Origin of the sequence: Burkholderia sp. GbtcB21 (assembly GCF_019091065.1) — a bacterium.
GTDB classification, from domain to species: Bacteria; Pseudomonadota; Gammaproteobacteria; order Burkholderiales; family Burkholderiaceae; genus Burkholderia; species Burkholderia pyrrocinia_C.
In genome coordinates, this window is the sequence record NZ_JAGXKA010000004.1 from 504743 (window position 1) to 525914 (window position 21172).

Annotated in this window: 3 protein-coding genes; all 3 read left to right on the plus strand. The window is 68.6% G+C overall.

Annotated elements, in window-relative coordinates; all coding sequences use genetic code 11:
- Positions 1-32: 32 nt before the first annotated feature.
- From KVT39_RS13200 to KVT39_RS13210, 3 genes are read left to right on the plus strand one after another with little or no spacing between them, the layout of a single operon-like run.
- Positions 33-4436 (plus strand): beta-ketoacyl synthase N-terminal-like domain-containing protein, encoded by a 4404-nt coding sequence (locus KVT39_RS13200; RefSeq protein WP_217589264.1) that lies wholly within the window; start codon positions 33-35, stop codon positions 4434-4436.
- Positions 4433-7756, plus strand: a complete 3324-nt coding sequence (locus tag KVT39_RS13205; RefSeq protein ID WP_217589267.1) for a type I polyketide synthase — start codon at positions 4433-4435, stop codon at positions 7754-7756. The genes KVT39_RS13200 and KVT39_RS13205 overlap by 4 nt, the downstream gene beginning before the upstream one ends.
- The gene (locus KVT39_RS13210; protein ID WP_217589270.1) at positions 7753-21162 is read left to right on the plus strand and encodes a non-ribosomal peptide synthetase/type I polyketide synthase; all 13410 of its coding nucleotides are present in this window, start codon (positions 7753-7755) and stop codon (positions 21160-21162) included. The genes KVT39_RS13205 and KVT39_RS13210 overlap by 4 nt, the downstream gene beginning before the upstream one ends.
- The last annotated feature ends 10 nt before the right edge of the window (positions 21163-21172 follow it).

The following is a 21172-nucleotide window of genomic DNA, read 5'->3' on the forward strand; positions in this document are numbered from 1 at the left end:
ATTCAACGTTTGGCAGACAACGAAGGTTGAGTATGCTTCCCGATACAAAATTCAGGACTGTTACAGAAATATTGATATTTCGCGGCAAGGTCGAACCGGAGAAGACGGCATTCATTTTTCTCGAGAACGGCGAATCGGAACTGACTCGACTCACGTTCGGCGACCTGGACAAGCGGGCTCGCGGCATCGCCGCCAGGCTGCAAAGCATGGCGCAACCGGGCGATCGCGTCCTTCTGGTCTATCCGCCCGGACTGGAATTCATCTGCGCATGGGTGGGATGCCTGTACGCCGGCCTGATCGGCGTGCCTGCCTATCCTCCGCGCAGGCATCGTCCGGCGGATCGTCTCAAGGCCATCGTCGCCGACGCCGGGCCGGTCGTCGCGCTGACCGACGCAGCCACGCTCGACGGCATCGTGCATCACGCGGACGGCTATTCCGACACGCTGGAACTGAAGATCCTGGCGACGGACCAGGGCTTCGACGCACCGGCCGAGCAATGGCGCGCACCGGACATCACGCCGCAGACGCTGGCGCTGCTGCAATACACGTCAGGCTCCACCGGTACGCCAAAAGGCGTGATGATCAGCCACGCGAACATCCTGAGCAATATGGCGGTCATCGCCGAGGCGAGCGATGCCGATGCGTCGGCGGTGTTCGTCAGCTGGCTCCCGGTGTTTCACGACATGGGTTTCTTCGGGAAGGTGCTGCTGCCGATCTATCTCGGGGTGCTGTCGGTGCTGATGGCGCCCGCGGCGTTCGTGCAGAAACCCCTCCGCTGGCTGCAGGCAATCACGAAGTATCGCGGCACGCATTGCGCCGCGCCGGATTTCGCGTATGACCTGTGCGCGCGCAAGATATCCGATGAAGCCCGCGCGCAGCTGGATCTGAGCAGCTGGCGGGTTGCATTCAACGGCGCGGAACCGGTGCGCGCGGAGTCGGTGGCACGTTTTTCACGCGCATTCGCCGCGTGCGGCTTCCACGCGCAAACCATGCGCCCGGTCTACGGCATGGCCGAGGCGACCTTGTTCATCTCCGGTCAGCCGGCACGCTCGCTGCCGCTCGTGGCCGACTACGACGCCGACGGCCTCGCACAAGGCGTGGCGACGAGAAGCGAGCGCGGCAAGCGCCACGCGCTGGTCTCATGCGGTCGGACCTGGGCGGAGCACCGCCTGCAGATCGTGAATCCGGATACCGGTGAGCGCTGCCCGCCCGACCGGATCGGCGAAATCTGGTTGACGGGCCCGAGCGTCGGCGTCGGCTACTGGAACCGCGTCGACGAAACGGAGCACACCTTTCGCGCGAAGCTGGATGGCGATGACGCGCGTTACCTGCGCACCGGCGATCTCGGCTTCGTCGATGGCGATAACCTGTTCGTCACCGGCCGTTTGAAAGACCTCATCATCGTCGCCGGCCGCAATCACTACCCGCAGGATCTCGAGCAATCCGCCGAAGGAAGCCACCCCGCGCTGGCGCCCAACGCGTCGGCGGCTTTCTCGATCAACGTCGATGACGTGGAGCGGGTCGTCATCGCATGCGAAGTGCGCCGGGAAGCGCTCAACACGCTGAACGCCGAAACCGTCGCCGCGGAGATCCGGCGCAAGCTCGCCGAAGAGCATGACGTCGATCTGTATGCGGCGATCCTGTTGAAGCCCGCCACGATCCTGCGCACGTCCAGCGGAAAAATCCAGCGGAGCCGAATCAGACAGGCATTCCTCGACGGACAGGGGCTCGCGATTGCGGGCGAGTGGCGGCGTTCGTTTTCCGCGGAGGTCGCGCCCTCCGCGGCAGCGGCACGCGACACGCAAGCGCTGGTGCAATGGTGCGTCGAGCGTGTCTCGCGTCTGTCGGGAATCGATTCCGGCAATATCGACCCCGACGCGCCGTTCAGCATCTATGGGCTCGATTCGAAGGACGCCATCATGCTCTCGGGCGAGTTGCAGGACTGGCTCGGGCGGCCGGTTTCCCCTACCGTCGTCTACGATTTTCCGAGTATTGCCCTGCTGGCGCGCCATTTGAGCGGCACCGGGAATGCCATGCCGGGCCAGGCGCCCGGTTCAGCCGGAGCACGCGCGGATATCGCCATCGTCGGCATGGGATGCCGTTTCCCCGGCGCCAGTCACCCCGACGCATTCTGGCAGCTGCTGCTGCAGGGCCGCGACGCGGTCGGCGCGTCGCAGCAGCGCGCCGGCGACCTTCCGCCCACCGGGCTGCTGGAGCAGGTCGACCTGTTCGATGCGGCGTTCTTCGGCATCAGCGCTCGCGAAGCCGAATCGATGGATCCGCAACAGCGTCTGCTTCTCGAGGTTGCGTGGGAGACGCTCGAGCATGCGGGGATCGCGCCCCGGAGTCTCGTCGGCGGACGCACCGCGGTCATCGTGGGCATCAGCAATTCGGACTACATCCGTCTGGCGCAGGAAGAAGTCGCGGATGTCGGCCCTTATGTCGCGACCGGCAATGCGCTCAGCGTCGCCGCCAACCGCATTTCCTACACGCTCGATTTGCGCGGCCCGAGCTGGGCGGTCGATACCGCGTGTTCGTCGTCGCTCGTCGCGGTTCATCAGGCGTGCCGCGCGCTGCAGCGCGGCGAGTCCGATGCGGCGCTTGCCGGCGGCGTCAACCTGATTCTGGCGCCGCAATTGAGCGCCTCCTTCACGCAATCGGGCATGCTTTCGCCGGACGGCCGATGCAAGGCGTTCGATGCGGCAGCCAACGGTTACGTGCGCGGCGAAGGCGTGGGCATGGTGCTGCTCAAGCGTCTCGACGATGCGCGCGAGAACGGCGACACCGTGTTCGCCGTGATCCGCGGCTCGGCGGTGAATCAGGACGGGCGCAGCAATGGCCTGACCGCGCCCAATGGCCCGGCCCAGCAGGCCGTGATTCGCAGTGCGCTGCACGATGCCGGCGTACGCGCGCAGGACATCGGCTTCGTCGAAGCGCACGGTACGGGAACGCCGCTCGGAGACCCGATCGAGTTGAACTCGCTGACGGCGGTCCTGGGCGAATCTCGTCGGCCGGACGATCACTGCTGGATCGGTTCGGTCAAGACCAACATCGGCCATCTGGAGTCGGCGGCAGGCATCGCCAGCCTGATCAAGACCGCCCTTGCGCTACACCATCGTGCCATTCCGCCGAACCTCCATTTCCGGTCGATCAATCCTCAAATCGCGCTCGACGGCACGCCCTTCCGTATTCCGCAGCAGGTCACGCCGTGGCATCGGGAACACGGGCCGCGCATGGCCGGCGTGAGTTCATTCGGCTTCGGCGGCACCAATGCGCACATGATCCTGTCGGAAGCCCCACGGCCCGCGGAGATCGAAGCCGACTCGGCGGCGCCCGCGGCGCGCGTCGTGACGCTCTCCGCGCGCACGCCCGAAGCGTTGCAAGCGCTGGCGGCGTCCTATGCGGCGTATCTCGACGCCCATCCCGAGGTCCGTGTGCGGGATGTCGCGTTCACGGCAAATACCGGGCGCACTCACTTCACGCGGCGAGCGGCGATCGTCGCATCGAGTCTCGATACGTTGCGTTCGCAACTGGACGCCGTTTCGGCCGGCGAGCCCGCCGAAACACCGCCTGCGGTGACCTTCCACTTTTGCGCCGACGACGGCGGCAGCGCCGACGCGGTTCGGCAATTGCGTTCGGCCAGCCCCGCCTTCGGCGCGCTGCTGCAGCGGCAATCCGAGGCCTGCGCCGAAGCCGGGTTCACGGCATTCCAGTGCGCGCTGGCGCAACTGTGGATGTCCTTCGGCATTACGCCGGGCGCCGTCAGCAGCACGGGCGACGGGCATCGCGCCGCAGCCTCGCTGGCGGGCGTGCCGCAGGCGCCGGACGGCGGTGCGGCGGGAAACCCCGGCATCGTGATCGAAATCGGCGCGCACACGGCCGCGTGGGACACGATCCTGCACACGCTCGCCGAGCTCTACGTACGCGGCGCGTCCATCAACTGGGATGCCGTGGAGCAGGACGCACCGCGCCGCCGGCTCGCCCTGCCGACCTACCCGTTCGAGCGTCGCGGCTTCTGGATCAGTCCACGCGCGCCTCGGCATCCGTTGCTCGGGCGCCTCATGGAGCCGCACGCGCATTCGCCGGCCACGTGGATCTGGCAGTCGCGTCTTGACGCTCCGGCAGCCACCTTTCTCAGCGGTCATCGCGTCAAGGGATCGCCCGTGCTGCCCTATTCCGCCTACGTGGAAATGGCGCTGGCGGCAACGTCGGAAATCGGCGCCGCCGGCCATACCACGTTGAAGGACCTCGCACTGCATGCGCCGTTGCCGCTGCATCCGCATGAATCGCGCACCGTGCAGACCGTGCTGAGCCGCCAGTCCTGGGGACCGTTTTCGTTTGCCGTCTATCACCGGATCGACGACACCAGCGCCGCCGCGACATGGCAGATGTGCGCGAGTGCCGAAATTCACGAATCGGATCGGAGCCACGCATGAAATTCGGCCTGATGTTCTTCGCCAGCAGTGAAGAGGCGCTGTCCGGCAACAAGTACCAGCTCGTGATGGAAAGCGCGCGTTTCGCCGATGCGAACGGGTTTTCCAGCGTCTGGGTGCCGGAGCGCCATTTCACCGAATTCGGTTCGCTGTACCCGAATCCCGCTGTCCTGCACGCCGCGCTTGCCGCTGCCACCCAACGCGTGAAGCTGGTCGCGGGCAGCGTGGTCGCAGCGCTGCACAACCCGATCCGGATCGCGGAAGAATGGTCGATGGTGGACAACCTGTCGAACGGCCGCGTGGGCGTGTCGTTCGCGTCCGGATGGAATCCGGACGACTTCGTGTTCGCGCCGGACAAATATGCGAGCCGGCAGGACGACATGCTGACCACGATGCGCGCCGTCCAGCATCTGTGGCGCGGCGGTACGCTGGATGCGCGCAATGGTGTCGGCAAGCCGGTGCAGTTGCGCATCTATCCGACGCCGGTGCAGCCGGAACTGCCGGTCTGGGTGACTGCCGCGAGCAATCCGCAGACCTTCGTGCGCGCCGGTGAAGCCGGCGCCAACCTGCTGACCCACGTGCTCGACCAGGATCGGGACCAGCTCGCGCACAAGATCGCCCTCTACCGCGACGCGCGCGCAAAGCATGGCTTCGATGCGGCGGCCGGCACCGTGTCCGTGATGCTGCACACGTTCGTCGGCGACGATGCGGTGCGGGTGCGCGAGCAGGCGCGTGCGCCGTTCTGCAACTACATCCGCAGCAATATCGGGCTGTTGAACGGGCTGGCGCAGAGCCGCGGCCAGTCGGTGGACGTGCGCGCGATGGGCGCGCGCGAACTGGACGAGTTCGTCGAGTTTCTCTATGAACGCTTCGCGCAATCGCGCGGCCTCATCGGCACGCCGGAAACCTGCGTCGAACTCGTGCGGGATCTCGAGTCGATCGGCGTGGATGAAGTGGCCTGCCTGCTCGATTTCGGTCCGCCGGTCGAGCTGATCCTCGGCAATCTTCCGCAGTTGCGTCGGCTCCGGGAGATGTGCGCCCCCAGGCGAGCCGCCGCGCCGACGAGATTCGATGCCGCCGCGGTGCAGGCCCGCTGCACCGAAACGACTTCGGGCGCCGACTTCAATGGCGAAATCCGGCAGCACGGCGTGCAGATCGACGGCGTGTTCAACGCCATCCAGCAGATCTGGCGCACGGCCGGCGAGGCGCTGGGGAAAATCAGCCTGCCGGCGGACGCGCTGGCATCGTCGCAATACCAGGTGCACCCCGCTTTTCTCGACGCGTGCAGCCGCGTGCTCGCCGCCGCGATCGATCCGGACGCGCTGGAGGCGGGCGACCTGTACCTGCCCAGTTCGATCGGCGCGGTACGCGTTCATCAGCCGCCGTCGTCGGCAGATGCGTGGAGTCACGCCACGCTGCGCAAGCCGAGCGGGCACGGCGCGCTGGAGGGCGATATCCGCGTCCATGACCTCGCCGGGCGACTGCTGATCGAGATCGATGCGCTGCGGTTGCAGCATGTGCGCGCCGGGCGAACCGTCGAGCGGCACGACTTGTCCGCGCTGCTTTATCGGCGCGTGTGGAGACCGTCGAGCGTCGACGCGGCAACCGGCGGTTCGGCGCACGGCGAGTGGCTGATTCTCGCGGACCGTGGCGGCGTCGGCGCGCAACTGTCCGGCCTGCTGGAAAGCGCCGGCGATACGTGCACGCTGCGCTTCGCCGACGCGACGCCGGAACCGTCCGCGCTCGACCGGCCGCTGAAGGGCATCGTTCACCTGTGGAGTCTCGATCTCGCGCCCGCCGACATCGCGGCGCGACGACGTGCCAGCGCGAGCGTGCTGCAACTGGTCAGGACGCTGGCGTCTCGCGCACCGGCAGCCCGGCAGACGCGTCTGTGGCTGGTGACGTCGGGTGCGATGAATGTGCTGGACGGCGAATCGACCGCCGTCGCGCAGGCGCCCCTGTGGGGATTGGGCCGCGCGATCGCCGTCGAGCATGCGGCGATGTGGGGCGGGCTGGTCGACCTCGACCCCGCGCAGCCGTCGGCGGCGCACATCGTGCAAGCGGTACAGGCTGGCGGCCGTGAAGACATGATCGCGTTTCGCCGCGGACAGCGCTACGTCGCGCGTATCGCCCGCGACGATCGCGAATTCGTCAGCCACCGTCCGATCAGGTTCCACCATGACGCGACCTATCTGGTGACCGGCGGGCTCGGCGGGCTCGGCCTGCGGCTCGCGTCCTGGCTCGCCGCCAACGGCGCCGGCAAAGTCGTACTGCTCGGGCGCGGCGCGCCCTCCCCGGCAGCCGAGAAAATCCTGCGGACGCTCGACGCGCGGTTCGTTCGCGCCGACCTGTCGCGTCGCGAGGACGTCGCGCAAGCGCTCGGTGAAATCGCGGATTCGATGCCGCCGCTCAAGGGGGTCTTTCACCTCGCGGGCGCACTCGACGATGCGCTGCTGACGCGCCAGGACGACGATTTCTTCCATCGCGCCGGAAGCGGCAAGGCCGATGGCGCCTGGTATCTGCACGAACTGACGGCCGATCTGCCGCTCGACCATTTCGTCCTGTTCTCGTCGATGGCCGCGCTGATCACCATGCCGGGCCAGGGCAACTACGCGGCGGCGAACAGCTTCCTCGACGCCCTCGCGCAGCATCGGCGCGCGCAGGGGAAACCGGGGCTCAGCGTCAATTGGGGGCCGTGGGCGGACATCGGCCATGCCGCCACCGACTACGGACGGCGCGCGCACGAGCAACTGGCTGCGCTCGGCGTCGGCACGCTGCCGCCCGAACTGGCCATCGCGACGCTGGAACGGCTGATGGCGTCGGGCGTCGCCCAGTCCGGGGTGGCGCGCATCGACTGGCCGACCCTGTTCCGGGTCGATGCGCCGGCCGCCGGGTCGGCGCTGTTTTCCGAACTCGCGCAACCGGCTGCGCAGCCTGCACAGCAGGAGACGGCATTGCTGCGCCAGCTGCATGCGTGCGCGCCGCGCGAGCGGATCGAGCTCATCACCGACACGCTCGCGAAGATGCTGGCCGAGACGCTGCGGCTCTCCAGCGCCGACGCCATTGCGCCCGAGCAATCGCTGCTCGATCTCGGCCTGGATTCGCTGATCGCGCTCGAACTGACCGACCGCCTCACCAAGGTGTTCGGCAGGCCGTTTCGCGCGACGCTGTTCTTTTCCTATCCGAACCTGCAAACGCTCGCCCAATACGTGCTCAACGAACTGTCGCCTTCGCTTCCTGCTCCTGTCGTCGACGAAGCATCCGAAGACCTTGACGAAGACGACCTTTCCGAACTGATTGCCCAGGAGATCGGCGCCCAATGAACGCCAAGGCCACGCATGCACTGAAAGCCGCGCTCGACGAACTGCGCCTGCGGCGCGCGGAAATCGCGGCGCTGCGTTCGGACCGCAACGAGCCGATCGCGGTCATCGGCATGGCTTGCCGCTTCCCCGGCCGCAGCGATACGCCGGACGCGTTCTGGCAATTGCTCGATGACGCGCGCGATGCCGTCACCGAAGTGCCGGGCGAACGCTGGGACATCGATCGCTATTACGACCCCGATCCGGCCACGCCCGGCAAGATGGCAACCCGCCACGGCGCCTTTCTCGAACGTGTGGATCAATTCGACGCGGCGTTCTTCGGGATCGCGCCGCGCGAAGCGACCTACCTCGATCCGCAGCAACGGCTCCTGCTCGAAGTGGCCTGGGAGGCGCTCGAGAACGCCCATCTCGCGCCCGAGCGCTTCCGGCAGTCCGCCACCGGCGTGTACGTCGGCATTACCTGCTTCGATCATGCGATCCAGGTGTCCAATGCGTCGATGCCGTCGAGCAGCTACGCCGGCACGGGCAGCGCGCTGAACATGGCCGCGGGCCGGCTGTCGTTCGTGCTGGGCCTCACCGGCCCGAGCATGGCGATCGATACCGCCTGCTCGTCGTCGCTGGTCTGCCTGCACCTGGCCTGCGAAAGCCTGCGCTCGCGCGAGAGCAACATGGCGCTCGCGGGCGGCGTCAACCTGATGCTGTCGCCCGAGGTGATGGTCAGTTTCTCGCAAGCGCGGATGCTGTCGCCGGACGGACGCTGCAAGACCTTCGACGCGGCGGCGGACGGCTATGTGCGCGGCGAAGGGTGCGGCATGGTGGTGCTCAAGCGTCTCGCCGACGCGCTCGCCGACGGCGACCGGGTGCTCGGCATCGTGCGCGGCACGGCGGTCGACCAGGGCGGTGCGGGCGGCGGGCTGACCGTTCCGAGCCGCGATTCGCAGGAACGGGTGATCCGCCGCGCACTGAACCAGGCCGGCCTCGCGCCCGGCGACGTCTCCTACGTCGAGGCCCACGGTACCGGGACGTCGCTCGGCGACCCGATCGAGGTCGAAGCGCTGGCCGGCGTCTACGGCCCCGGGCGCGCAGCGACCGAGCCGCTCGTGATCGGTTCGGTCAAGACCAATATCGGGCATCTGGAATCGGCCTCCGGCATCGCCGGCCTGATCAAGGTCCTGCTGTCGTTCGAGCATGACCGGATTCCGGCGCACCTGCATTTCACGCAGCCCAATCCACATACGCCGTGGCAGGACATCCCGATCCGCGTCGCGGCCGATCCGGTCGCGTGGCGGCGCGGGGAACGCAGGCGAATCGCCGGGGTGAGCGCGTTCGGATTCAGCGGCACCAATGCCCACGCGATCGTCGAGGAACCGCCCGTCGCGCCGGCGCATGCCGCGCAGCGCGGGCTGCTGCTGCTGTCGGCCAAATCCGAAGCGGCGCTGGCGGCGCTCGCGCAACGCTACGAGCGCGCAATTGACGGCGCGACGCCGCGGGAGCTGGCCGCCATCTGCCGCGCCGCGGCCACCGGACGGAGTCACTATCCGTTTCGCGCGGCCTATGTGTCGGGCGTGAAGGAAGCGTCGGCGGCAGCGGCGCGCACGGGCAAGGCGTTGCGCATGGGCTTCAGGTTCGGCGCGCCGGACACCGGCGTCGCGCGCGAGCTTCACGCGTCGGAACCGCTGTTCCGCGACGCGTTCGCGCGCTGCTCGGTGCCGCTGGAAGCCCTCGATACCGACGCGGGCCACTTCGCGATCCAGTTCGCGTGGGCGGAACTGTGGAAGGGCTGGGGCATCCACCCGTCCGTCGTGTCGGGCCACGGCGTCGGCGAATATGTCGCGGCCTGCGTGGCGGGCGTCGTGAGCGTTGCCGACGCGCTGCGCCTCGTGGCCGCCCGGTCGGATGCCGAAGCGTTGCGCGCCGCGCTTCAGGACACGCCGCTCGCACGGCCGTCGGTCCGCCTGATCTCCGGCTGTCTCGGTGCCGAAGTGACCGACGAGGTGACGCATCCGCAGTACTGGCTGCAGCTTGCCGGGGCGTCGGAGCAAGCCGACGCGCCGCACACGCCGGAGGGGCTCGCCGACGGCTGGCTGCCGCCGCCATGCGCCGGCGATGCACTGGAGCGCGCACTCGCGGTGCTGTACGTGCAGGGCTGGCAGTTCGACTGGAGCGCGCTGTTCCCGGCGCCCGCCCAGCCCGCCACGACCCTGCCGAACTACCCGTTCGAGCGGCAGCGCTTCAGCCTGGAGAAGATCCCGTCGCCGATCGTCGGCATGGATGCCGGCAGCATCGACGCAGCGTTGCGGCACCTCAAGTCGTCCGGCAAGTACTCGGAGGACGTGCTGAACGCCTTTCCGGACCTGCTCAGGACTGCGTTCGCCCCCGCCGAAACCGCCGCCCCGACCGCCCCCCCGCTCTATCACGTGGTGTGGGAGCCGCAAGCCGCGTTGCCGGCGGCCCGGTTCGCCGCCGACGCGTCGCCGTGGCTGATCTTCGCGGACGAGAGCGGTGTCGGCGAACGGCTCGCGGCGCTGCTGCGCGAGCGCGGCGCATCCTGCTCGCTGGTGCGCCCCGGCCTTGATTTTGGCGTCGGCGCGGAAGCGGGCCGGCAGATCGCGCCCGAGCGGCCGGACGATTTCGTCCGCTTGCTGAACGAGACTGCCGCCCCCGGCCAGCGCATCGTCTTTCTATGGGCGCTGGACGAAGTCGTCGGCGAGACGCGCATGTCCACTGCCCTGCTGCATCTCGTGCACGCGCTGGTCGGCAGCGAGCGCGAGTGGACGCCTTCGACCCGGCCCAGGATCCGGGTCGTCACGCGCGACGCGGTAGAAGCCGGCGAAGCGCCGCTCGTATCGGGGTTCGCACAGGCTGCGCTGTCGGGCCTGGCACGCGGGGCGATGATCGAGCATCCGGAATGGTTCGAAACCGCGATCGATCTCGATCCGGCCGCGCCGGAGGACGAGACGCAGGCGCTGCTTCAGGAGATGCTCGGCGAGAGCCGCGAAGAACAGGTGGCGCTGCGGCACGGCGCGCGCCATGTCGCGCGCCTGAGCCCGCTCGCGCAAGCCGAAACGGCCGCGCTGCGGGTCGACCCGGACGCGGCCTACCTGATCACCGGCGGGTTCGGCGCGCTCGGGCTGCACACCGCCCGGTGGCTGGCGGCGCGCGGTGCGGGCACGCTGATCCTGGTCGGCCGGCAAGGGGCCGCGAGCGACGAGAGCCAGCGGGCGATCGCCGAGCTGCGTGAGCGGAACGTGTCGCTGCGCTGCGAGCGCGTCGATATCGCCGACCCGGTGGCGGTCACCGATTTTTTTGCTGCGCTCCGGCGCGACGGCGTGCCGCTGCGGGGCATCGTGCATGCGGCCGGCATCGTCGGCTACAAGCCGATCATGCAGGTCGGGCGCGAGGAGCTCGACGCGGTCCTGCAACCCAAGGTCGCCGGCGCGTGGCTGCTCCATCAGCAAAGCGAGCACTTCCCGCTCGATTTCTTCATCCTGTTTTCGTCGATCGCGTCCGCGTGGGGTTCGCGCGAGCAGGCGCACTACAGTGCCGCGAATCGATTCCTCGACGCGCTCGCGCATCATCGCCGCAGCCGGGGCCTGCCGGCCCTGAGCGTGAACTGGGGGCCCTGGGCGCAAGGCGGCATGACGTTCCCCGACGCGGAAGCACTGCTGCGGCGTGTCGGCATCCGCTCGCTGGCGGCGGATCGCGCGCTCGACGTGCTGGATCACCTCCCCGCCGTGCCCCAGGTGGCGGTCGTCGATATCGACCTGGCGCTGTTCCAGGGCTCCTACGAGGCACGCGGACCCAAGCCGTTCCTCGATCGCGTGCGAGTGGGCGGAAGCCCGCCACGCGCGCCGGCGATGCCGGCGTTGAGCGACGCATCGCCGCGCGAGCGAAAGCGCCTGCTGGCGGACAGCATCGATCGCGCGGTTGCCCAGGTGCTCGGCTACGCAGCGGGGACGCTGGATCGCGACCTCGGCTTCTTCGAGATGGGCATGGATTCGCTGATGGCGCTGGACGTGCGCACGCACCTCGAAAAAGCGCTGGGCATCCCGTTGTCGGTCGCGCTGTTGTTCGATCATCCGACGGTAAACGCCCTCGCGGATTTCCTGGCGGAGCAGTCGTCCGGCACCGCGCCTGACGCGCACGCGGCGCCGACGCAGGCCGTGCCGGCACAGCCGCGGGCGGTCGCGCCGGCCATCGAGGCGCGCGAGGCCGGCACGCCGGAACCGATCGCGATCGTCGGCATGAGCTGCCGGTTTCCGGGCGCCGCGCACGATCTCGACGCCTATTGGCAGTTGCTGAACGACGGGGTGGATGCGATCTCCGAAGTGCCGCGCGAGCGCTGGGATGTCGACGCGTACTACGATCCCGATCCGGAAGCGCCGGGGCGGATGGTTTGCCGCTTCGGCGGCTTTCTCGACGACGTCGATCAGTTCGATCCGGCCTTCTTCCGTATCACGCCGCGCGAAGCGGCCGCGATGGACCCGCAGCAGCGCCTGTTGCTCGAAGTCAGTCACGAAGCGCTGGAGCATGCCGGCATTCCCGTCGACAGTCTCAAGGGCAGCCGGACCGGCGTCTTCGTCGGCATCACCACCAACGATTACGCGAACCTGCAGCTTCGCAACGGCGGCGGCAGCGGCATCGACGGCTATTTCTTCACCGGCAATCCGCTCAACACGGCGGCCGGCCGCATCTCCTATGGGCTGGGCGTGCAGGGGCCGAGCATGGCGATCGACACCGCCTGCTCGTCGTCGCTCACCGCGATCCATACCGCCAGCCAGAATCTCCGCAGCGGCGAGTGCGATCTCGCGATTGCGGGCGGCGTCAATCTGATCCTGTCGCCGGACAACTCCATCGCCGTCTCGCGCACGCGGGCGCTGGCGCCGGACGGCCGCTGCAAGACCTTCGACGCGGCGGCGGACGGCTTCGTGCGCAGCGAAGGCTGCGGCGCGCTGGTGCTCAAGCGCCTGTCCGATGCGCTCGCCGCGGGCGATCGCGTGCTGGCCGTGCTGCGTGGCTCGGCCGTCAACCACGACGGCGCGTCGAGCGGTTTTACCGCGCCGAACGGACGCGCGCAGGAAGCCGTCATCCGCCAGGCGCTGGGCGGGCTTCCCGCCGCATCCATCGATTACGTGGAAGCGCACGGCACCGGCACCCCGCTGGGCGATCCCGTCGAGGTGCAGGCGCTGGCGACGGTGTTCGGCGAAGGCCGCGACGGGGGCCGGCGGCTGCGCGTCGGCTCGGTGAAAACCAACATCGGCCACACGGAATCCGCTGCCGGCATCGCGGGGGTCATCAAGGTCGTGCTGTCGCTGAACCACGACCGCCTTCCCGCCCACCTGCATTTCCGCCACCCGAGCCCGCTGGTGCAGTGGGACGCGCTGCCGATCGAGATCTGCGCCGAGGCGAGCGCGTGGCCGCGCGGCGAGCGGCCGCGGCGAGCCGGCGTCAGCGCGTTCGGCGCGAGCGGCACCAATGCCCACCTGGTGCTGGAAGAAGCGCCCGCGCCGGCGCGGCCGGCGACGCCGTCGAAACACAAGGTGCATCCGCTGGTGCTGTCGGCCAAGACGCCGGCGGCATTGCGAGCGCTTGCCGGGCGCTATCAGCGGCGGTTCGAAGCCGAACCCGGTCTCGATATCGCGGCCGTGGCGTTTTCGGCGGCGACCGGCCGCTCGCATTTCGCGCATCGGCTGGCGCTGCCGGTGACGTCGCTCGAGGACGCCATCGACAAGCTGCGCGCGTTCCAGGCGAAGGAACCCGCCGGCGCGGCGCAGCCCGCCCCCCGCGTGAAGATGGCATTCCTGTTCACCGGCCAGGGCTCGCAATACGCCGGCATGGGCCGCCGTCTGTACGACGCGTATCCGGTGTTCCGCGACGCCATCGACCGCTGCCGCGCGGTGGCCGATCCGCTGCTCGACAAACCGTTGCTCGAGGTGCTGTCGGCCCAGGGCGAAGAGATCCACCAGACCGGCTACAGCCAGCCGGCCCTGTTCTCGCTGCAGTTCGCGCTCACCACGTTGCTGGCGTCGTTCGGCGTGGTGCCCGACGCCGTGATGGGCCACAGCGTCGGCGAGTACGCGGCGGCTTGCGCGGCCGGCGTCTTCTCGCCGGAAGACGGCCTGCGGCTGATCGCCGAACGCGGCCGGCTGATGCAGGCGTTGCCCCGCGACGGCGAGATGGCGGCCATTTTCACCGACCTCGCGACGGTCGAGCGCGCGATCGAAGCCTGTCCGCACGACGTCGCGGTGGCGGCCGTCAACGGTCCGGCGAGCATCGTGATCTCCGGCAGGCGCGAGCGCATCGCGATGCTGGTCGACGCGTTCGCCGCGCAGGACATCCGGTCCGTGCTGCTCAATACGTCGCACGCATTCCACTCGCCGCTGGTCGAGCCGATGCTGGACAGCTTCCAGGCCGTCGCGAAAGCCGTGCGCGTCGCGCGCCCGGCGATCCCGTTCTATTCGAATCTCACGGGCGCCGTGATGGACGAGGCGCCGACCGACGCGTACTGGCGCCGTCACTGCCGGGAGCCGGTGCAGTTCGCGAGCAGCGTCGAGCGCCTCGCCGAAGCCGGTTTCAACGTGCTGGTCGAAATCGGCCCCAAGCCGGTGCTCGTCAACCTGGCCCGCGCGTGCTGTGCACCGGACGCCGGGATCCAGTTCCTCGGCCTGCAGCGGCCGCAAGCCGAGCAGCAAGCGCTGGTCGAAACGCTGTCGAGCCTGTATGCCCGCGGCGTCGATGTCGATTGGGCCTCGACCGAAACACCCGCGCCCACGCGCGTCGCATTGCCGTCCTATCCCTTCCAACGCAGCCGTACCTGGTTCCAGAAAGCGGACACGTCCATGACTCAGACAAGCGCATCACCCATCGCCGCAACGCCGACGCACAACCGTAGCGGCGAGGTTCTCGAATGGCTTCGCGGCAAGATCGGCGAATTGATCCAGGCCGATCCCGCCACCATCAACATCGACCTGCCGTTCCTGGAGATGGGTGCCGACTCGATCGTGCTGATCGAGGCCATCCGGCACATCGAGAAGCAGTACGGCGTGAAGCTGGCCATGCGCCGCTTCTTCGAAGACCTGGCGACGGTGCAGGCGCTCGCCGAGTATGTCGCGGACAATCTGCCGGCGGCCGCCGCACCGTCCGAGGCCGAGTCCGAGTCCGTCGCAGGGCCGTCCACGGCGGCGGTCGCGGTCGCGGTCGCGCAGTCCGCGGAGGTGCTTGCGCCGCTCGCCGCCGCCCCGGCGGAATGGGTGGCGGCCGAAGGCGGCTCCACGGTCGAGCGCGTGTTGCGGGAGCAGAATCAGCTGCTGTCCCGCGTGATGAGCCAGCAGATGGAACTGCTGCGCACGTCGCTGACCGGCCAGGCCGGCGTCCGGCCGACGACGGTCGCCGCGCAAGCCGTCGCGAGCACGGCGAGCGTCGCACCCACGGCCGCGACCGCGGCCCTGGCCGCCGCGCCAGCAGCGAAGCCCGCGCCTGCAGCTGCGGCCGCGGCGGACGATCGGCCGCCCAAGCCGATGATGCCGTGGGGCAGCCCGGTCGAACAGCGGGCGCGCGGCTTGTCCGCCGTGCAGCAGGAGCATCTCGAAGCGCTGATCGTGCGCTACACGACGCGCACCCGGAAATCGAAGGACTCGGTGCAGGCGTCGCGCCCGGTGCTGGCCGACAGCCGTGCCACGGTCGGCTTCCGCTTTTCGACCAAGGAGATGCTGTATCCGATCGTCGGCGATCGCGCGGCCGGTTCGCGGCTGTGGGATATCGACGGCAACGAGTACATCGATTTCACGATGGGCTTCGGCGTGCATCTGTTCGGCCACACGCCGGACTTCATCCAGCAGCAGGTCACCCGCGAATGGCAGCGCCCGCTCGAACTGGGCGCGCGCTCCAGCCTCGTCGGCGAAGTGGCCGCGCGCTTTGCCCGCGTCACCGGCCTCGATCGCGTGGCGTTCTCGAACACCGGCACCGAGGCGGTCATGACCGCCATGCGGCTCGCGCGCGCCGTGACCGGGCGCGACAAGATCGTGATGTTCACGCATTCGTATCACGGCCATGCCGACGGCACGCTCGCCGCGGCGAACGCGGAAGGCGTGACGGAAACCATCGCCCCCGGCGTGCCGTTCGGCTCGGTCGAGAACATGATCCTGCTCGAGTACGGCAGCGACGCCGCGCTCGAGGCCATTCGCGGCATGGCGTCGACCCTTGCCGCCGTGATGGTGGAGCCGGTGCAGAGCCGCAACCCGTCCCTGCAGCCCGTCGCATTCCTCAAGGAACTGCGCCGCATCACCGAGCAGGCCGGCGTCGCGCTGATCTTCGACGAAATGATCACCGGCTTCCGCGTCCATCCGGGCGGCTCCCAGGCCATGTTCGGCATCCGGGCCGATCTCGCGACGTACGGCAAGATCATCGGCGGCGGCCTGCCGCTGGGCGTCATCGCCGGCACCAGCCGCTTCATGGACGCCATCGACGGCGGCATGTGGACCTACGGCGACCACTCGTTCCCCGCCGCGGACCGCACCGCGTTCGGCGGCACCTTCTGCCAGTATCCGCTCGCGATGGCGGCCGCGCTGGCCGTGCTGGAGAAGATCGAACAGGAAGGCCCGGCGCTGCAGGCCGCGCTCAACGAACGGACCGCGCAAATCGCCGAGACGTTGAATGCGTTCTTCGCGGAAGCCGAGGCGCCGATCAAGGTGACGTGGTTCGGCTCGATGTTCCGCTTCGAATTCACCGAGAACCTCGACCTGTTCTTCTATCACATGCTCGAAAAGGGCATCTACATCTGGGAATGGCGCACCTGCTTCCTCTCCACCGCGCATACGGATGCCGATATCGACCGGTTCATCCGGGCGGTGAAGGACAGCGTCGCCGACCTGCGCCGGGGCGGTTTCATCCGGCCGCACTCGAAGCACGGCACGGTGGCCGCGCTGAGCGAAGCGCAACGCCAGCTGTGGATCCTGTCGGAAGTCGATCCCGAAGGATCGCTGGCCTACAACGTCAACACCACCCTCGAGCTGAATGGCCGGCTCGACGAGGCCGCCATGCGCGCGGCCGTCCAGGGTCTCGTCGATCGGCACGAAGCGCTGCGCACCACGTTGACGCCGGACGGGTCGGGCCAGATCGTGCATCCGTCGCTGAAGCTTCAGATTCCGCTGATCGACACGGACCAGGACGCGTGGCGGGACCATGAAAGCCGCCAGCCGTTCGACCTGGTGAACGGTCCGCTGTTTCGCGCCGCGCTGGTGCGCCTGGACAGCGAGCGTCACCTGCTGGTGATGACGGCCCATCACATCATCTGTGACGGCTCCACGTTCGGCATCCTGCTCGAGGATCTGGCCCGCGCTTATGCCGGTGCTGCGCCGGCCGCGGCGCCGCTGCAGTTCCGCGAGTACCTGAAGCAGCTCGACGGCCAGCGCCACAGCCCGGAAACGAAGGCGAATCGCGCGTACTGGCTCGCGCAATGCGCGCGCCGGGCCGAACCGCTGAATCTTCCGCTGGACTACCCGCGGCCCGCGGTGAAGACGTTTCACGGCGAGCGCGTGTCCGTGCATCTGGACGCGGCGGAGGCCGCGTCGCTGCGCGCCGCCGCCCGTCAGAACGGCTGCACGCTCTACATGATGCTGCTCGCGGGCTTCAATATGTTCCTGCACCGCATCGCCGGCCAGCAGGAGATCGTCACCGGCATCCCGGTGACCGGCCGTTCCGTGGCCGGCAGCGATCGCCTCGCCGGCTACTGCACGCATCTGCTGCCGCTGCGCTCCACGCTGCCCGAGCAGGCCACCGTGGCCAGCTTCCTGGCCGGCACCCGGCAGAACCTGCTCGACGCGCTCGAGCACCAGGATTATCCGTTCGCCGAGCTGGTCCGCGAAATCGGCGCGCAGAGCGATCTCAACGCCGCGCCGCTGGTATCGGCGGTCTTCAACCTCGAACCCGTGTCGGCGCTGCCCGAACTGCCCGGCCTGACGGTCGGCCTGGTCGCCCCGCTGATCCGCTATACCGCGTTCGATCTGAACGTCAACGTGCTCGACGCGGGGCAGGAACTGCTGATCGATTGCGACTACAACACCGATCTGTTCGACGCGAGCACGGTGCAGCGATTCCTCGCCATCTACCGGACCTTGCTGATGCTTGTCACGGACGATGCGTCGGCTGCCGTTGCCCGGCTGCCGTTGCTGAGCGATGCGGAGCGGGATCTGCTGACCGTCGAATGGAACCGGACCGAGACGGATTTCGGCGATGCCGCGGCACAACCGCTGCATCGGCTGTTCGAACAACAGGTCGAGCGCACGCCCGACGCCGTCGCCGCCGTCTGCGACGGCGCCTCGCTCACCTACGCCGAACTCAACCTGCGCGCCAACCGCCTCGCCCACCGGCTCATCGAGCTCGGTGTCGTTCCCGATGCTCTCGTCGGCGTGGCCATGGAGCGCTCGCTCGACATGATCGTCGCGCTGCTCGCGATCCTCAAGGCCGGCGGCGCTTACGTCCCCGTCGATCCCGACTACCCGGCCGAGCGCGTGCGCTTCATGATCGACAACGCCCAGTTGCGCTGGCTCCTCACCCAGCAGCATCTGCTTGCCGCGCTGCCCGACACCGACGCCCGCGTGATCGTCGTCGATCGTGACACGCTCGAGCTCGACGCCGCGCCCGCGTCCAACCCCGCGCCTGCGCTCAGCGGCGACAACCTCACCTACATGATCTACACCTCCGGTTCGACCGGCAGGCCCAAGGGCGCGCTCAACACCCATCGCGCGATCACCAACCGCATCCTGTGGATGCAGCATGCCTACGCGCTCGGCGCCGACGAGTCCGTGCTGCAGAAAACCCCGTTCAGCTTCGACGTCTCGGTCTGGGAATTCTTCTGGCCGCTCATCGTCGGTGCGCGCCTCGTGTTCGCCCGACCCGGCGGCCAGCGCGAGACCGACTATCTGGTCGAACTCATCGAGCGCGAACGGATCACCACGATCCATTTCGTGCCGTCGATGCTGCGCGCCTTTCTCGACCATCCGGACCTCGACGCGCACTGCGCGTCGCTGCGCCGCGTCGTGTGCAGCGGCGAGGCGCTGCCGTTCGACCTCCAGCAGCACTTCTTCGCGCGTCTGGACGCCAAGCTGTACAACCTCTACGGCCCGACCGAGGCCGCTGTCGACGTGACCGCATGGGAATGCCGGCGCGACGACCCGCACCGCATCGTGCCGATCGGCCGGCCCATCGCCAACACCCGCCTCTACATCGTCGACGCGCAGCTGCAGCCCATGCCGGTCGGCGTGGCGGGCGAGCTGCTGATCGGCGGCACGCCGGTCGGCCGCGGCTACCTCGGCGAGCCCGAGCTGAGCGCCGGGAAGTTCATTGCCGATCCGTTCTCCACCGACCCGCATGCACGTCTCTACCGCACCGGCGATCTCGCGCGCTACCGGCCTGACGGCAACGTCGAGTTCCTCGGCCGCATCGACCATCAGATCAAGCTGCGCGGCCTGCGCATCGAACCCGGTGAAATCGAGGCGGCGCTGACTTCGCACCCGCTGGTCGACACCGCCGTCGTGGCGCTGCGCGGCGTGGACGACGGCGCGCGACTCGTCGCATGGCTGCACTCGTCGCACCCCGAAGCCGAACTGATCGAAGCGGTGCGCGGCCACCTGCGGCAGCGGCTGCCGGATTACATGGTGCCGTCCGCATTCGTCGTCGTGCCCGCGTTCGAGCATCTGCCCAACGGCAAGCTCGATCGCGCCAGGTTGCCCGAACCCGGCGACAACCTGGACCACGTTGCGCCCGTCAACGCGCTCGAAGCGCAGTTGACGGCGATCTGGCAGGAAGTGCTCGGCCAGGCGCGGATCGGCACGACCGCCAATTTCTTCGAGCTGGGCGGCAATTCGCTGTCCGCGACGAAGGTCGTCGCGCGCATCCGTCGCGATCTGCATGCGAAGCTGGAAATCCGCAGCCTGTTCGCGCACCCGACCATTTCGAGCCTCGCGAAGCGCATCGCCGATACGCAGCCGATCGATTACGCGCCGGTGACGCCGCTGCCGGCGCAGGCGCACTACGAACTCTCTCCGGCCCAGACGCGGCTGTGGGTCCAGGATCGCCTCAATGCGGCGCAAGCCGGCGGGCCGCTGCCCACGTCCCTGCTGTTCGAGGGCGTGCTGGACGTGGATGCGCTCGTGCGGGCGTTCCGCGCATTGAGCGAACGTCACGAGATCCTGCGCACGCGTTTCGTGCTGGCAGGCAATCAGCCGGTCCAGCAAGTGCTGCCGCCCGGCGAAGCCGCCTTCGCGGTCGAGGTCGTGGATCTGCAGGATGCCGAGGACCGCGATGCGCAGGCCATGTCGATCCATGCGAGCGAACGGCTCGCGCCGATGGATCTCGCCACCGGTCCGCTGTTCCGCGTCAAGCTGCTCAGGCTCTCGGAAGTCCGGCACGTCTGCATCTGCACGATGCATCACATCGTCAGCGACGGCTGGTCCACGGAGGTGCTGCTCGACGACCTGTCGAAGATCTATGACGCGTTTGTCCAGCGTCGCGACAATCCGCTGCCCGCACTCCCGATCCAGTACAAGGATTACGCCGGCTGGCTGAACCGCCTGCTCGCCGGGCCGGAAGGCGAACGCATGAAGGAATACTGGCTGACCAGGCTGGGCGGCGGCCTGCGCGCGCTGGAACTGCCGGGCGACCTCGAGCAGCCGGCCGCGCCGAGCTGGAAATCCTGGCGATTCGAACTGCCCGCCGCCGAGACGACGGCGCTGGAATCGCTCGGCAAGCGCCACGGCGCGACCTTGTTCATCGCGCTGCTGTCCGCGATCAAGGCGCTGTTCTACCGCCGTTCCGGCCAGGAGGACATCGTCGTCGGCACGCCGGTCGCGGGCCGCGAGCTGCCCGAACTCGAGTCGCAGGTCGGCCCCTATCTGAACGTGCTGGCGCTGCGCGACCGCGTCGCCGGCGACGATCGTTTCGATACGCTGCTGACCCGGGTGCGGGACACCACCATCGAAGCGTTCTCCCACCCGCTGTATCCGCTGGATCGCCTGCTCGACGCGCTGCACATCAAACGCGTCGCGGGACGCAATCCGCTCTTCGACATCGGCCTGACGCTGCAGAACCAGCGACAAGGCGCCGTCGATCGCTACGCGGGGCAAGTGCGCATTGCCGAGCTACCGGACCACGACCTGCAGCGCGCGGACCCGGAAGCCGCGACGGACTTCTGGTTCCTGGCCGAGCCGCGCGCCGAGGGCCTCGCGATCAGCGTCGTCTATCACGCCGGGCGGTTCAGCGAGGCCCTGGTGCAAGGCCTCGCCAACGAACTGACGTCCGTCATCGGGGAAGTGCTTGCCGATCCGGGCGTTCGCATCCGGAACCTGACCTTGGGACAACGCGCGCTGCACGCCGAAGCGCGCCAGCCCACCGTCGAACTCAGCGCATTCTAAGGAGCCTTCG